The following is a 15,116-nucleotide window of genomic DNA, read 5'->3' on the forward strand; positions in this document are numbered from 1 at the left end:
TGCATGGCGATCTGACGAAATTGCTCGTGAAATGCGAAATTTATCGAAAGGTACGAAGTTTGCGAAGATTTGTTGGCTAGAATTGCTTCTAGCTCGACGATTGCAACGCCGCCGTCGAGACTCCGGTCGTCCTCGAATGGCACCGATGAATAAACGGTCGACCGCTCTTAATTGCAAAATATCGACCGTGTTATATGGGCTATCTTCGTGAAACGCTTATACAGGAGTTTCGAACTCAGGTATCGAAAATCCACGTGCAGTTAAGAATGCCTCCACGCATGCACGAAATTCACCGTCTCGTGCATCGATCCGAATTCCGGCAGCCATCCACACTCGATCCTCGTCGGAAGCGTTGTGCCAGTCTTCTAGTAACAGGTCGATTTGTTTAATACGTTTTTCGCGCTCATAGGTAAGGTCAGCTCGATCGAGGTGTAATATTGCTATGGTTCGTCTGCCTGAGTCGCTCGAAAATACTGGGAACGGTAGACTTCCAATAAACGTTATACTGCCGACGACATCATCTTTGTACGGATTTATAATCGGAGCGTTCTGCTGATAATAGTTTGACTTATAGTTATTGCAAACTGGGCATGCTAACGTTAGATTATCCCACGCAACAACGTGCTGTGGAAATATGCTTTTGGGTAAGATGTGCTCGACATTTTCCCAAGTAATCCCGTGCATCCGACTCTCGCAGTAAATACACCGTCCGCCCGTCTCAGACTTTAGCGCGGACCGTATTTTCGGGTGAGCGTACCGTCTTAGATTTCTTCGCTGAGCCGGTGTTGCCATGACGAACTCGATGGTCCAAGTGTCCTCGTTGTCCTCAAGGATTTCAGGCTTATTACCCTTGACCAGAGAATTCATGACTGTTCCCCGCTCATTTTGCGAAGGGCAATCATTGCTTTAGGGAATGAGGCCGCCAACCCGCTCTCGTCTAGCGCCAATCGCAGTTGGGTCATGGTATTCGCGTCGAGAGTTCTGCTCGAGAAGGACTCGACCAGCAGGTCGAATCTATCCTCTGCCCAGGTTGGGAGTGTACTTCCAACTCCAAGGACTTCTCTCAAAACGGAATCTGCATCACCCGCTTTATTGATTTGGTCTAGAAGACGGCTCCTTACGCGAGTGCTTCCCTCTTTGTGATCCAGTACATAAACAAATGAGTCCATAACCGAACTGACCACGAATGGGCTATGAGTCGCGACCACGAACTGTGCTCTTGGGAAGGCTGCCAGCAGGTCAGCTAGAAGCTTCTTCTGCAGAATTGGATGTAGATGATTTTCGGGTTCATCAAGCACGACTGTGAAATTCTCATAGATCAAGCTCGTAAGAAAAATCTGCCACGAAATTTCGATAATGGCGGATAAACCGCCCGAAACCTCGTCAATGGGGTACTCGGCCGTGTCGGATCTAATTAAGACTTCCGATCTACGCACGACGAGTCGATCGAATTTAATTGATTCGGGAACAAGTATCCGTAATACATTCTGGAAACCGACCCAAATTTCCCGGGCTTTGGGGTCGCCCTCCACTGAGCTGTTGCCTTCTCCAAAAAGCGCACTGGCGATTAATCCCTGTTTAAGCAACGACATAGGTGTTTTATTAATCACATAGCCTCCTGCGTTGACTTGCCGAAGGCGCAGCTCTTGAGTATACGTCTGCAGCAGGGACTGCGCAGAGAAAGATTGCAAAGGCAGGTCGGTTACCTGCTGGTAGATGCTTAGCTGACGATGAGATGGCAGAAAAAGTCCGTCAACTGGCTGCTGGGAAAATAGAGCGATGTCATACTGACCGAATTGTTCTCCGTCCAGATCATCGCTAGGTACGCCAATTGAAGTCGTTATTCCGTTGTTGTAGATCAAGGTGCCAACTTGGTCCCATCCAGCTGGGACGGTTCCGTCCGGTGTGCTGCGTTCCAAGCGACGCTTCTTCCTGCCTTGTAGAAAACGTGTCCCCGCTTCATCCACGGAAGAGCGCGAGCGCATGTAAGTTCGATGCCAGTTCAAATGCCGTCCAAGCAATCCCAGTAGTGTGGTTTTGCCGCTGGCATTTCCACCTGTAAGAATTGTTAACCTTGGGTGAAATCGTATGTCGATCTGCTCAAACTGCCTCCACTCGTGAACCTCTAAACTCGTGAAACCCAGCGAGGCGGTCGCATTATCCATCGTCGTCCTTTCTTTTCTAGGTTGCTGCTCTGAGCAGCTTCGGTACACCATACCTCTGTTCGTTCGCATCGGCATTATTGTTATCTGTGGCGTGTGCGGGGCCAGAGGTCGAGTTAGGTTGAGCTGGGGGTATTGATGTAGAAAGTTTAAGTTGTTGCTACCCCAAATCCTGACCTGCAAAATTGGACCATCAGCAAAGCATTGACACGATTTGGATTCGCTCCGCACTATTTTTTGGCGCGTTTTTGCCGAGTAGTCGCGGATCGCCGTTTGGTCTTGGCGGCGATTCAGCGTGTCAGTCACTCGTTTAGCGAAATACGTTTGTGATTTTTTGCTTTTTGTGACGCAGTGACCCTACCGATGGTTAACTACATTTAGAAGCGCTTCTGCAAATGAGGATGGTTTCCTCGCACTTGACGCAATCGCGGTATCCGCCAGCATGCGGGGTATGGACGGTTACCCGTTGCGGCAGTCCTTGGCTGTGCACTCTACGAACTTCTCGAAACCTATTAGTCGCAGATTTAGTCGCGGCCCCTTACTCACGCAACAGAGTCGACGGCGACAGCGCTGGCCTTGACTCCCCGCAAGATGTCCGCAATTACCTCGACGTCGTGGTCAGGGAAGAGAGAGTACGCCCCTTCCTTTGCATTGTCGGTGAAGGGCGACTCGAACAGTCGGGCCGGGTCCATGACACCGTTCGCGGTGAGCTCGTCAACGATTAGTGTCACGAACCGGACCTGGTTCACGTCGAAACGCGTGCGGTCGAGATAGCTCTCGAAGGCGTCGAGCGCCGATTGGTGGTCGAGCCCGATCAGGGACCGAATGAACAAACCCAGCCCCGCACTCTCTTGCGTTGCCCGCTCGACATCAACGGCACTGGCACCGCTAGCGGCAAGCATCGCTTCAAGGGCTTCGAGGTCTTCGGTAGTGAGCTGTCTGTTGCGCCGCAGACGCTGCAGGGCAACGTGATCCTCGTGCTGTTTGAGGTAGGCGGCCGTCTTTGCGCGGAATCGTTCCCAGTTGGTTCCGGGTGTGACGCCGGGCAAAGCCACCACGGTCTGTTCGCCGAAGGCGTCCTCGAAGTCGGTGTAGACCTTTGCCTTCTTGATCTTCTCCAGGAAGCGCAGCAGGCCCCGTAGCCTCAACCGGGCGAGTTCGAGCATCGGCAGGGTGACATCGACCCACCACTCATCGCCGGCAATCTCGTCGAGGAGGGCCTCTTGGGCTTTGACCGTGGGGATCGAGAGCTGACTCAATAGACCAGTAGCGATGCTCTGGACTTGTTCACGGATGCGTTCGGCGGCGACTGCGTCGCCTTCGAGCTGCGCAAGCTGTCGGCGCAGGATCAGGAGGTCGAACCGTTTGGCGTCCTCGTCATCGTCCTTGGCCGTCGAGGGCAGCCCGGCGAGGTGCTCCGCCACCTCGGTCGCCGCCTCCGGAGTCAGAGCTTTCCAACAATCCCATTTGGCGTAGTGCTCGACCCATCTGCGGTGCGGTCGCACGAGGAAGTTGTCGAGGGTCATGGCGGCGACGATGGTGTGCAACGTCTTGGCGGTCGAGTCGCGCAGTTCGGGCTCGCCGTTGTCGAGTGCAGTGATCAGTCCCAGGCGGTTCTCGAAGAGTCTCTGGTTGAGTGACTTTTGGGTCGAGCCTTTGGAGCCGGGTAGGTTCTGGCTGAAGAACTCGAGGTTCCCGCAGAAGTCGAAGACGAAGAAGTCTGTCTTGTCCTGACCGGGACCGAACAGATCTGGGCGTAGTCGGGTTCCGCGCCCGATCATTTGCCAGAACTTCGACTTCGACCGCACCATTTTAAAGAAGACCAGGTTGACGACGTCGGGGACGTCGATGCCCGTATCGAGCATGTCCACCGAGATCGCGATGTGGGGAGCTTTGTCGGTCACGGAGAAATCGTCGATCAGGGACTGCGCGTAGCTGATGCCGTGGGTGATGACACGCGCAAACTGGCCTCCGTACCCGGGGTATTGGACGTCGAAGCGCTTCTGGATGAACTCTGCGTGGTCCTTGTTCTTTGCGAAGACGATGGTCTTGCCGAGTCGGTCTCCTGAAGCAACCTTGTGGCCCTGATCCATCAGGATGGCGAGGACCTTGTCGACGGTGTCTTCGTTGAAGAGGAACCGGTTGACTTCCTCGGCGGTGACCTCGTCCGGTCGGTCGTCCTCGCCCCAGTCGAGGGTGTCCCACTGATCCTTCTCGGCGTCGGTCAGGTCGGCGTATTTGATGCCCTGCCGCAGGAATGTCGTCCCGACAGAGACTCCGACGGGTGGCACGAGGTACCCCTCGCTTACAGCTTCATCGAGGCTGTAGGCATCGGTCGGGACACCGTCTTCAAGGTGGAACAACCTGTACGTGTTGTGGTCGACTTCGTCTTTGGGGGTAGCGGTGAGACCGACGAGCAGCGAGTCGAACCACTCGAATATCGCGCCGTACTTTTGATACACGGATCGGTGCGCTTCATCGATGACGATCAGGTCGAAGTATCCGGGCCCGAATTTGCGCAGATTCCCCTCCACTCCGTTGATCAGGTTCAGCATCGTCGGGTAGGTGCAGACGTACACCCGACCGTCCGCGGACTTCTCGGTCACCAGATTGACCGTCGTCGCGGAAGGCAAGCTCGCCTTGAACGCGTTGGTCGCCTGGTTGACCAGTGCGGTCCTGTCCGCCAGGAACAGGACCCGCTTGACCCAATTGGCTTTCATCAGTTGATCGGCCAATGCAATCACTGTCCGCGTCTTGCCCGACCCGGTTGCCATGACGAGCAACGCTTGGCGCTGTTTGCGGTCCAGAGCATCGCCGACAGCTTTTATGGCCCGGACCTGGTAAGGGCGACCAGCGATAGAGGTATTGACCTCGGCGGTGCCCAAGGAAAGCCGGGTCGTGCGGCGCTGGATCAGCAGTTCCAGTTCGTCACTGGTGTAGAAACCTTGGACCTCGCGGGGCGGGTAGCCAGCTGCGTCGTCCCAGATCCAATGTTCGTAACCGCTGGTGTAAAAGATGACGGGGCGGCGACCGAACTGCTTCTGGAGGCAGTCGGCGTAGAGCATGGCCTGCTGCTGACCTACCTGGGCACTCTTGGTTGTGCGTTTTGCTTCGACTACCGCTAGTGGAAAGCCGTCTGCACCCCACAAGACGTAGTCGACGAAGCCCTTTCCCTCCTTATTGGGCATACCGGATACTTCGTACTCACGGTCGCGTGGATCGGTGAGTGGCCAACCGGCTTCGGCGAGCAGGACGTCGATGAAGAGGTCGCGTGTCTGAGCCTCGGAATAGTCGTGATCATCGTGTGCTGCGTTCGCGGCCTGTGCGGCGGCAATCTGGACACGAAGCGTCGCGATCTCCGCATCGTGCGTCGCGAGTAGATCATCCTTCTCGGCCAGCGCCTTCGCGTGTGCTTCGTCTTGTTCCTTGAACTTCTGCGCCAGCTTCGCCAGCTCGTCACGGCTCAGCGGTGCCGCGCTCCGAGCGAGCGCAGGGTCGAACGTCGCCTTCGTCGGCACAGCCTGCGGGTTTGGCGAGTAGCGATAAGCCGCCCACACCATCACGTGGAACAGCTCCCGCAGCACTGCCTGCGAGACGTCACCCCTAATCGGCTTGTTCTCATGGACGGCGGTATTGGCGACCTTACGGATCAGGTTCAGCTTCTGTCCGATCCCTACACCCGTCAGCGCAGCGAAAGCTGAGTCGTTGATCTTCGCCGCCAGATCGTCCCTGTAAGGGACCGACAGATTCAAGACCTCGTACAGGTGATTGACCAACCCCTCGGCCGCACGGCGACTGTAGAAGCACGCAGAGCGAGGGTCGCTAGCCAGGTACGACTCCGCACGGGCGCAATCGGAAAACGCGACGGGAAGCGTGGTTCTGAGAAAGTCGAAGTTACCCATCAGAGCTCCCCTCGGAAAGCACGGGATTGGAGGGAGACAAATAATGAGTCGAGTTGTAACGAAGCATGCCTGTGATGCCTCTTCTGCGCCTCCAACGCAACCATCGCTTCCGCGAAAATAAGTTGCGCGGAAGCATCTGGAAGTGTGATCGTCAGCTGCTTTAGATGGCTTGGACCGAAATTCTGTTGGGCACTCCCCGTCACAAGGCGAGTGATTTGAGTCCGAAATTCCACACTTCCGAGCCAAGCTTGTAAGAAGAGTAGATTCGACTTTTCAGTCTTGGCTTTAAACCTTATTGTGCTTGTGTTCATACACAACGGAAGATCATTTGCACGGATAAAGCCGCCCCGCGTCCTTAAAAGGCCGTCATCGTCGAATGAAATTCCCGAACTTGCAATGACCAGGTCGCCTTCGTCAGCGAGAAAGTGCTGGTATCGCCCGTGTGCTTCATCGACTGAGATATGTCGGGTGGTCTTCGCCAGATTTATCGTCCCGTTCTTCTCAATATTGCCAACGTTAAGAAGCTTGACTCCCTCTTCAGTGAACTGCCATTTGCGGATCCCGGGGCCCTCTTGGAACCAATACGCAGTTTCCAGCGGCACGCTGGTTGATGACAGAGATTTCGCCACAACCATCTCGAAGTACGTGCGCCCAAGTATGTCGAGGTGGGCGAGGACCTGGCCGCGTTTGATGCGGAGGGTGTCTACCTGGTCGAGGATCGCGGCAATGCGACGCTGCTCCGCGATAGGCGGGAACGGGATCTCGATCTGTTCGGTGGTTCGCTTCGACAACTCCTTAAATGTCGCGCCGTTCCCGAGCGATTGAAGGTATTCGGTGCTGGACTTCAGCCAATGGTAAAGAAACTTCGCATCAAGGCTGGGGCCCGGCACGAAGCTCTTGAAACCCTGATTCGTCGCCATAGGCACCGTGTTGACTGCGACGTGCCCGATGGGTGCACGTGAACTGAGCAGAACGGATCCTGCCGGGAGCAGGGTCGTCGCGCAGCTTCGAACACCAGCTTCCGTGAGTGTTCTAGGAGTTCGGGAGATATAAGCACCGTTTAACTTGCTCAAGTCTGCTGGCGTGGCCCACGGCACATCTCCGTTCCAGTTCGCCGCGACGCCAGTCTTCGGAGTCGCACCCGAAACTATCTTGGCGACTTCTCCTAGACGTACCGTCCTCATGACAGCATCGCCTTCAACTCAGCTAACCCTTCGGCGATACTGGCTTCGAGTGCCTCGATGTCAGCAATAATTTCGAGTGGCGCTCGGTGTTCGACCTCGGCGTGAACAATCTCTTTGTAACGGTTCAGTGAGAGGTCGTATCCCTGGGCGGTGATGTCGGCTTTGGGTACGCAGAACGATTTTTCCGCTCGAGCACGGTTCAACTCCGAGCCACCATGCTCGGCCCAGCGTGCGAGCACATCTGGCAGGTCGTTTGCCTCGACCGGATTTCTCTTGTCATCGAGGGAATAGCCGTCAGCCTGAACGTCGTAGAACCACACGTGGTCGGTGCCACCGGAATTGGTTTTGGTGAAAAATAAGATCGCCGTCGAAACACCAGCGTAGGGCCGGAACACTCCGGAGGGCAGCTTTACTACTGCGTCGAGCTTCTGCTCCTCGACAAGCACTCTGCGCAATTCCTTGTTCGCTTTCGACGACCCGAATAGGACGCCGTCGGGAACAACGACTGCTGCCCGGCCACCGGGTTTGAGCAGCTTCAAGAACAGCGCCAAGAACAGCAGCTCGGTCTTCTTGGTCTTGACAACCCGCTGGAGGTCCTTGCTGGTGGCCTCGTAGTCAAGCGACCCCGCGAACGGTGGATTGGCCAGGATTAGCGTGTACTTCTCGGTGTCCTCGCTTGCACCCTCGGAGAGCGAGTCGCGGTAGCGAATATCGGGGGCTTCAATGCCGTGGAGCAGCATGTTCATGCTGCCGATGCGCAGCATTACGTTGTCGAAGTCGTAGCCGTGGAACATCGACCGGTGAAAGTGATTGCGCTGGGTCGCATCGGTCAGGGCTGACGGGTGCGTTTCCCTCACGTACTCCGATGCGGCGACTAGGAACCCGGCGGTTCCGCAGGCTGGGTCGCAGATTTCGTCCGTGGGTGTCGGGGCGGTCATGGCGACCATTAGGTTGATAATGTGGCGCGGCGTGCGGAACTGTCCATTGACGCCCGCGCTGGCGATCTTCGACAGCAGGTACTCGTAGAGGTCTCCGTTGGTGTCGCGCTCGACCATCGGGATGTCGTCGAGCATGTCAACAACCTTCGACAACAGCGCGGGTGTCGGGATGGTGAACCGAGCGTCTTTCATGTGCTCGGAGTACGTAGAGCCGTCACCGCCGAGTGCGCGCAGGAACGGAAAGACTTGTTCCCCGACTATTTTGAACATCACTTCCGCGTCAGCATTCTTGAATCGGCTCCAACGCAGGTTTTCCTGACCGGGCAGGAAAATAGGTTCCTCGATCTTGCCGGTAATGCGGGCCTTCTTCTCGGCCAGGATCTGAAGGTCGTCGAGTCGGCGGATGAAGAGCAACGAGGTCACCTGTTCGATCACCTCTAGTGGGTTGCTGATACCGCCTGACCAGAACGAGTCCCAGACACGGTCAATCTTGATCTTGAGGTCTCCAGTGATCACAGAGTGACAGTAGCGAAGCGGATCGACTGAAGTCGCAGGAACGGCTGACCGCACCGGAAATTCCGTCATACGCTAGGTGCGCGGGCACGGCAAGAACTCGCACGGCCAACACAGATCCGCCAAACGCACACGATGAAAATCTCGACGGGCAGAGCGGCTTGGTCAAGCCTGAACACGTCCGGCGTCACACTTCTGAACATGGTTTGCCCGTCGCAAGATCCCGACCGTCATATTGGCGATTGTCGTGCAGGGTGTCGGTCGACAGCCTCGCAACTGCCTACCTCGATGAGGGCATCGGCTACGAACAGATCAACCCGGGTAACGCACTGGACACGACCGTTGTGTTTGACGTTCCCGCCGGGACCGTGCCTGCCGAGATCGAGCTGCACGACTCTGCGTTCTCGGGCGGAACGACGGTCGCCCTCCGTCGATCGACTCGAACAGCGCTGACTTTTCTGGCCGAACCTGTCTCACTCGTTGCAGTTTCGGCTGCGACCTGAAGGAGGAAACCATGACCAACCCTCAGCTGTCCCTCGTCGCCGCTCTGCTCGACCGGTCAGGCTCGATGCATTCCATCGCCGACGACACCCGCGGTGGATTCGACTCGTTCATCACCAAGGAACGTGAGGCCGACGGTCGGACCATGGTCACGCTGGCACAGTTCGACAACCGGTACGAGCTGGTCTACGACAGCGTGCCCATCGCGGACGTCGACCCACTCGTACTCGAGCCGCGTGGTGGCACCGCGTTGTACGACGCGATCGGCCGGCTCGTCAGCGAGGTCGGTGCAGGGCTGGCCGCGACTCCGGAGAACGAGCGTCCCGGATCGGTGACCGTTTTCTTGATGACCGTCGGTCACGAGAACTCGAGCCGGGAGTGGACGAATTCCGCTGTGCGGGAACTGATCCAGCGGCAGGAGGCTGAGTACAACTGGGACTTCGTGTTTCTGGGATCGAATATCGACGCCGTCGAGGTGGGTGCCGATCTGGGCTTTCAGCCCGGCAAGTCGATGACGTACGTCTCGACATCGGTTGGCGTGACGGCAGCCTTCGATTCGGTGGCGGACTACCAGCATCGAAAGCGCTCGGCCGGTATCGATGCGCATTCGGTGTCGGCCTTCACCCCGGAAGATCGCACGCGAGCGAGAGGGGAGTATGGGCGGTCTTCTACGGTCCCCGCTCGACACCGTCGGCGGTGGTCAGCTCGGCACCGACGTTCTTACCAGGCCACCGATCCGGCGTCGTCGAAGAATCCGCCACGCGGGCCGTCGTCGGGCAGGGTGGCGAGCTTCAGTGCGATCTGCGCACCCTCCTCCGGCGTGCGTGTGGATGCAAATCCGGTGAAATCTGTTGCCACATAGCCTGGGCAGCATGCATTCACGATCACCGCAGTGTCCACGAGCTGCCGTGCGTACTGCACGGTCATCGCGTTCACCATGGTCTTGGATGGAGCATATGCCGCCATTATCGGGCCGGTCTGTAGCGCGAGCGAGCCCATGTTGCTCGAGACATTGACAATGCGGGGCGAGGCATCAGACCGAAGAAGCGTCGGAAGCAATGCGTTCGTCACTCGGATGACTCCGAATACGTTGGTGTCCAGCGTAGTTCGCAGTACGTCGATATCCAGCGTCGTCGGATTCTGTTGGTCGCCGCCGGAAATGCCTGCATTGTTCACCAGTATGTCCAGGTCGTCGATCGAGGCGGCGGCGGCAGCAACGCTGGCGTCTGACGTGACGTCGAGAGGGACGCCGAACGCATCGATGCCCGCAGCACGAAGCTTGTCCACCGCGTCCTGTCGTCGTGCATCGTTGCGGGCCCCGATTCCCACTCTGATTCCCTGCATTCCGAGTCCGTGTGCGATAGCAAAGCCGATCCCTTTGTTGGCGCCGGTGATAAGCGCGGTCTTTGTCGTCATGCGATCCATGGTCGGTGTCGAGCGCAGGTGCGTCCAATACCGATCGACCAACCAGTGATACTCGACGGGTATCACAGCTACGCTGACGGAGTGGACGATCTCGAAACACGCGAACTCCGGTACTTCATCGCCGTTGCCGAGGAGCTGCACTTCGGACGCGCAGCGCAGCGCTTGGGGATCGCCCAGCCACCACTCTCGCGAGCGATCAGCAGGATGGAGCGACGACTCGGCGTCGCCCTCCTCGATCGGAATCGTCGCGGAGTCGCACTCACTGCTGCCGGTGCCGTGCTCCTGAGGGACGCTGCGACGGCGCTCGACGCCGTCGCTGCGGCTGCGCAGCGAGCACGAGCCGCCGGTGCCAGAGTCAAGCTGGTGACCAAAGCCGGTGCGTCCCACGAGCTCTTACGCCGCGTTCTCGAAGCGCACCCCGCCGCCGTCGATGTCGTGTTGTGTGAAGTCGGTGAGCAGGCCGGATATCTTCGCCGCGGTGATGCCGATGTGGCGTTGATGCATCGCCCCGTCGACGACCTCGTCGGGTTCGACTCCGAGGACCTCCTCACCGAGGGGCAGGTCGCGATCGTTCCGCGTGATCACCCCTTGGCCGCGAAAGACGAGGTGGCCATGGACGATATCCGTGACGTCCCGGATCTGCCGATGGCTCGGTGGCCCCTGCTCGACGGCACCTATCCGAGGGGGCCCGGGCCTGAGGTACGCACACAATCGCAGATCGCCCAACTGGTCGCGCTGGGTCAGGCGCTGCTGATGATTCCAGCGTCGAGTCGCGCGTGGCAGTGGCCCGAGCATGTGGCCGTACCTGTCGTTGATGCGCCGGTGATCACGACGGTCATCGCATGGCTGGCCGAAGTCCGATCGCCAGCGGTCTCGGCATTGGTCCGGTCGGCCGTCGATGCTGCGTTCGAGTGACGGAGCGCTGCCCTGCGTACGTGCCGATTTACTGAGGTTACCGACCGCCATATTTCGAGGTGATGCGGCTTTCCAACCATTGCAGGGCGATGGTGGGTGGCAGTGCCATCACGAGGATGAGCACAACCGTGCCCATGATGTTTTCCATCCGCACGAGGCTGACGTTGCGCAAAAGTTCGTATCCGATGCCACTGGACGACGAGAACATCTCGGCCAGAAGCAGTCCCAGGAACGCCAAGCCGAAGGTCATCCGCATGCCCGTCGCCAGCGCCGGGAGCACCGCCGGAATCACGATCTGACGAATGAGTCTGGGCCAGCTCACCCGAAGCGACGCCGCCATCTTGAGATGGATTTTTTGAACCGACGCCGTGGCCTCGACTGCGACGAGGAACATCGGGATGAACGCGGCGTAGAAGGAGAATCCGAATCGGCTCAGTGCGCCGATACCGAGGAACGACAGGAAGATCGGGTACAGCACGATCTTCGGGATGCTGTTGATCGAGTACACGATCGGGGCGATGGTTCGGGTCCAGAACGGATTCAGGCCCAGTGCCAGGCCGAGGAGTGAACCGACGACCGTACTGGCCAGGAACGCGAGCACGAGGATGCGTAGTGAGTCGTAGACGTTGGCTCGGAAGTCGGCGGTACCAAGGTCCGCAGCAAGCGAACGCATGGCCTCGGCGGGGGTCGGGAAGATGAGACTGTCGACGAGAACGGCCGCGATCCACCAGATCAGGACCGCGACGATGGCCACGACGACGGGAGGGAGGAACCGTCGGGCGTTGGTGCGGCCTGCGGACGATGTCACCTTCGGGGGAGTGGTGGGGACGGTGGCTACTCTGTCCAAGGTGCTGCTCATCAGCGGCGCCTCCAATCGAATCGGTTGAGCGCGAGCGAGATCAGCGAGGTCGAGAGCAGAGCGATCGCCGCCACGATGAGGATTCCGGCGTACATGTCGGCGATGTCGAACCCGTCGTAGGCGATCGAGATGAAGTGGCCCAGGCCTTGAGTCGACAGGATGAACTCACTGGCCAACACCGAGATGACGGCGTACGAGAGCCCCAGCTTGAGTCCGGTCACGATGCTCGGAAGCGCATACGGAAGTAGAACCGATCGGAAGTACTGCCACCGCGTGAGCATCAGTGTGGTGCCGAGCTTGGTGACGATCGGCGATACCGAGTTGAAGCCGGTGCGTGCGTTCAACGCGACCACACCGAACGCGAAGATGGTGGACAGAATGGCGATCGGGGCGACGCCGGCACCGAACAGCACGACCATGATGGGGTAGAGCGCAAACGTCGGGACGGCATAGTAGACGTTGAGGTACGGCTGAAACGCCCTGTCCCACAACTCGTACCGCCACAGAACGTAGGCGGCAGCGACGCCGAGTACGGAACTCAGCACGAAGGCGAGGACGATGATTCCCAGCGTTCGGCCCAACTCGTCGATCAGGAAGTCCGGGTCGGTCAGCAGGCTCAGCGCCGTCGAGACCATGTCGGTCACCGGAACGATGTCGAGCGGTGAGGCGAAGAATCTGGCCGCGATGTCGATGGCCACCAGTGCCGCGACGAGGATGAGCACGGTCCATCCCCATGCCGGGAGACCGAGTTGGGTAGCGGGGGCAGGCCGGATGTATCCCGGAACCACGGAGGTGCGCGTGCTCTCGCGCGTGGGCGCACTCATGGTTCGATGCTCATCGTCTTCTTGGCCTCGTCGCGCAGACTGGACCAGATACGTTCGTGCAGAGCCGTCGCCGCCGGGCTCGCGAGAACGTCCTCGGAGCGTGGACGAGGCAGGTCGATGTCCATCTCGTCGATGAAGCGTCCCGGCCGCGCGCTCATCACCAGCACGCGATCGGACAGCAGGACCGCTTCCTGGATGCTGTGGGTGATGAACAGGACTCCACACGTGAGCTTTTCGACGATTTTCAGCAGCTCGTACGACATCACGAGTCGCGTCTGCTCGTCGAGTGCGCCGAACGGCTCGTCCGCCAGAATGAGGTCGGGCTCCATAGACAGGCACCTCGCGATGGCCACACGCTGGCGCATACCACCGGACAACTGGGTGGGGTAGTGGTCGCCGAACTTGCTCAGCCCCACGGTGTTCAGCAGCTCGTCGGCACGAGCTCGTCTCTCCCGCTTGCCGACACCCCGAACTTCGAGCGCGAACGCGACGTTGTCACGGACGGTCCGCCAGGGCAGCGTCGCCGATTCCTGGAAGATCACCGCTGTCTTGGACCGAGGGCCGGTCAGTGGTTGGCCGTCGACGTGCACGGTGCCGCCGTCATGATCCTGTAGTCCGGCGAACACCTCGAGCAGAGTGGACTTGCCACAGCCACTGGGCCCGACGACGGAGACGAATTCGCCTCGGCCGATGGACAAGTCGATCTCGTGCAAGGCGGTGACCTCACCGAATCGTCGGGAGACCGAGGATGCAACGGCGATGGCGGAGGTGGTGTCGGGTCGGGGTCGAGTCGCTGCGTGAGTCACGTCGCTACCTTCTGGTGGGGGGATTTGATGTCAGGAGTCGCAGTCACCGGGCAAGTCGTCTGCGACCCCCTCGGCGAGGAATTCCGGGTGGAACAGGGTGCAGAAATCGGGTTCGCGATCGCTGCCCGACGCTTCGACACCGTCCTGCGCGGACAGGACGGATGCGGGATCGAACCCGCCGCCCCACGTGCCGACAGAGGATGCACGCTTGACGACCGCGGTGGCCGATTCCACGTCGAACCCGGTGTAGTTCGCGTAGATCCGCGCGGCTGCAACGGGATCGGCCTCGATCGATGCCACCGCCTCGGTGTAGCCGGCGTTGATGGCTCGTACGACGCCGGGGTTGCTCGCGGCGTAGTCCTTGGTCGTGGTGATCGTCGACTGCAAGAACCGGGACATGTAGTCGGGGCTGCTGACGATCAGCTTGAAGTCCTCGGGTCGCTGTTCGGCGACGATGGAGGGGACGAGGGCGATGTCGACGTTGCCGGCTTCGAGTAGTGCGAAGCCTTCACCGATTCCGCCGGAGGCAACGCGCTCGATCCGCCCCGGGTCGACGCCTGCGAGAGAGGGAATGAGGCGGGTGAGGGCGTCGGACGCAGAGTTGGGGCGGGTGTAGGCCCAGCGGCGCACGTCCTCGATGGTGTTGATGTTCGGGTTGGAAGCGAGCGCGTAGAAGTTCATCGGGTACGGCCCCTGGGTGCCGCCGCCGACGATGCGCAGTTCGGAGCCGGCCGCGTCGGCCTGCACGATCGACGGGTAGCTGACCTCACCGATGGGGATGTTGCCGTCGAGGAGTGTGCGCATGGTCGCGCTGCCGCCCTTGCCCGGAACGATGTTCTCCACGATCACACCGTGCTTCTCGAACAGTCCTTGCTGCTGCGCGACAAGCCAAGGGATGCTGTAGATTTCGGCCGCTGCCGACACGGTGACGTCGATCGTGACCGGGTTGGCAGGGTCCGCGTCGGGGCCGGGATTCGATCCGCACGCCACGAGCGCGCCCGACAGCGCCGCAGCTGTCATGATCGAGGTGATTCGGCGTAAATGCATCTGCGTCCTCGCTTACTGATCGGCGTGACGATGCCGAAGT

12 protein-coding genes and 2 pseudogenes are annotated in these 15,116 nt (G+C 59.1%); 4 read left to right on the top strand and 10 right to left on the bottom strand.

The window, feature by feature from the left end; all coding sequences use genetic code 11:
* Positions 1–216 precede the first annotated feature (216 nt).
* The 5 genes from CH306_RS29840 to CH306_RS16745 form a co-directional block, all read right to left on the bottom strand.
* Complete coding sequence (locus CH306_RS29840; RefSeq protein ID WP_094647205.1) at positions 217–867, bottom strand: HNH endonuclease; 651 nt, start codon at positions 865–867, stop codon at positions 217–219.
* Positions 864–2,165: an AAA family ATPase gene (locus CH306_RS16730; RefSeq protein WP_179272874.1), complete on the bottom strand. Its 1,302-nt coding sequence runs from the start codon at positions 2,163–2,165 to the stop codon at positions 864–866. The genes CH306_RS29840 and CH306_RS16730 overlap by 4 nt, the downstream gene beginning before the upstream one ends.
* A 539-nt stretch (positions 2,166–2,704) precedes the next feature.
* Entirely contained in the window at positions 2,705–6,064 is a 3,360-nt protein-coding gene (locus tag CH306_RS16735) for a DEAD/DEAH box helicase family protein (protein ID WP_094647209.1), read from the bottom strand.
* Positions 6,064–7,248, bottom strand: a complete 1,185-nt coding sequence (locus CH306_RS16740) for a restriction endonuclease subunit S (RefSeq protein WP_094647211.1) — start codon at positions 7,246–7,248, stop codon at positions 6,064–6,066. Before CH306_RS16740 ends, CH306_RS16735 begins: the two co-directional genes overlap by 1 nt.
* A complete protein-coding gene (locus CH306_RS16745) occupies positions 7,245–8,702 on the bottom strand; it encodes a type I restriction-modification system subunit M (protein ID WP_094647213.1) in 1,458 nt (485 codons plus the stop codon). The genes CH306_RS16740 and CH306_RS16745 overlap by 4 nt, the downstream gene beginning before the upstream one ends.
* 251 nt (positions 8,703–8,953) lie before the next feature.
* Here CH306_RS16745 and CH306_RS16750 point away from each other — a divergent pair, with 251 nt between their 5' ends.
* Complete coding sequence (locus CH306_RS16750; protein ID WP_179272875.1) at positions 8,954–9,202, top strand: DUF4352 domain-containing protein; 249 nt, start codon at positions 8,954–8,956, stop codon at positions 9,200–9,202.
* Positions 9,203–9,213: 11 nt separating this feature from the next.
* Positions 9,214–10,062, top strand: coding sequence for a vWA domain-containing protein (locus CH306_RS16755; protein WP_256981187.1), 849 nt, complete (start codon positions 9,214–9,216; stop codon positions 10,060–10,062).
* A gap of 32 nt (positions 10,063–10,094) precedes the next feature.
* Here the strand turns inward: CH306_RS16755 and CH306_RS16760 are convergent.
* Positions 10,095–10,625 (bottom strand): annotated as a pseudogene (locus CH306_RS16760) (SDR family NAD(P)-dependent oxidoreductase); the annotation flags it as partial.
* Between the two features lie 81 nt (positions 10,626–10,706).
* On the opposite strand from CH306_RS16760, the pseudogene CH306_RS29780 reads away from it, so the two are divergent.
* Together CH306_RS29780 and CH306_RS16765 are read left to right on the top strand one after the other, a co-directional pair.
* Positions 10,707–10,838: pseudogene (locus tag CH306_RS29780) on the top strand (LysR family transcriptional regulator); the annotation flags it as partial.
* A gap of 150 nt (positions 10,839–10,988) precedes the next feature.
* Positions 10,989–11,540 (top strand): LysR substrate-binding domain-containing protein, encoded by a 552-nt coding sequence (locus tag CH306_RS16765; RefSeq protein WP_306436746.1) that lies wholly within the window; start codon positions 10,989–10,991, stop codon positions 11,538–11,540.
* A gap of 37 nt (positions 11,541–11,577) precedes the next feature.
* Here CH306_RS16765 and CH306_RS16770 read toward each other — a convergent pair whose 3' ends face one another.
* The 4 genes from CH306_RS16770 to CH306_RS16785 all read right to left on the bottom strand — a co-directional run bounded on the left by CH306_RS16770 (position 11,578) and on the right by CH306_RS16785 (position 15,076).
* Positions 11,578–12,399: an ABC transporter permease gene (locus CH306_RS16770; protein WP_094647216.1), complete on the bottom strand. Its 822-nt coding sequence runs from the start codon at positions 12,397–12,399 to the stop codon at positions 11,578–11,580.
* Positions 12,399–13,223 (bottom strand): ABC transporter permease, encoded by an 825-nt coding sequence (locus CH306_RS16775; protein WP_045194229.1) that lies wholly within the window; start codon positions 13,221–13,223, stop codon positions 12,399–12,401. Before CH306_RS16775 ends, CH306_RS16770 begins: the two co-directional genes overlap by 1 nt.
* Positions 13,220–13,984, bottom strand: a complete 765-nt coding sequence (locus CH306_RS16780) for an ABC transporter ATP-binding protein (RefSeq protein WP_179272881.1) — start codon at positions 13,982–13,984, stop codon at positions 13,220–13,222. Before CH306_RS16780 ends, CH306_RS16775 begins: the two co-directional genes overlap by 4 nt.
* A gap of 75 nt (positions 13,985–14,059) precedes the next feature.
* A complete protein-coding gene (locus tag CH306_RS16785; protein ID WP_094647220.1) occupies positions 14,060–15,076 on the bottom strand; it encodes an ABC transporter substrate-binding protein in 1,017 nt (338 codons plus the stop codon).
* Between the last annotated feature and the right edge of the window lie 40 nt (positions 15,077–15,116).

This window comes from Rhodococcus sp. 15-725-2-2b, assembly GCF_002259075.1.
Classification (GTDB): Bacteria; Actinomycetota; Actinomycetes; order Mycobacteriales; family Mycobacteriaceae; genus Rhodococcoides.

Excerpts from the sequence above, each read along its gene's own strand:
- CH306_RS16775 (WP_045194229.1), bottom strand. The coding sequence starts at position 13,223 with ATGAGTGCGCCCACGCGCGAGAGCACGCGCACCTCCGTGGTTCCGGGA.
- CH306_RS16730 (WP_179272874.1), bottom strand. The coding sequence starts at position 2,165 with ATGGATAATGCGACCGCCTCGCTGGGTTTCACGAGTTTAGAGGTTCAC.
- CH306_RS16735 (WP_094647209.1), bottom strand. The coding sequence starts at position 6,064 with ATGGGTAACTTCGACTTTCTCAGAACCACGCTTCCCGTCGCGTTTTCC.
- CH306_RS16770 (WP_094647216.1), bottom strand. The coding sequence starts at position 12,399 with ATGAGCAGCACCTTGGACAGAGTAGCCACCGTCCCCACCACTCCCCCG.
- CH306_RS16785 (WP_094647220.1), bottom strand. The coding sequence starts at position 15,076 with ATGCATTTACGCCGAATCACCTCGATCATGACAGCTGCGGCGCTGTCG.
- CH306_RS16740 (WP_094647211.1), bottom strand. The coding sequence starts at position 7,248 with ATGAGGACGGTACGTCTAGGAGAAGTCGCCAAGATAGTTTCGGGTGCG.
- CH306_RS16755 (WP_256981187.1), top strand. The coding sequence starts at position 9,214 with ATGACCAACCCTCAGCTGTCCCTCGTCGCCGCTCTGCTCGACCGGTCA.
- CH306_RS29840 (WP_094647205.1), bottom strand. The coding sequence starts at position 867 with ATGAATTCTCTGGTCAAGGGTAATAAGCCTGAAATCCTTGAGGACAAC.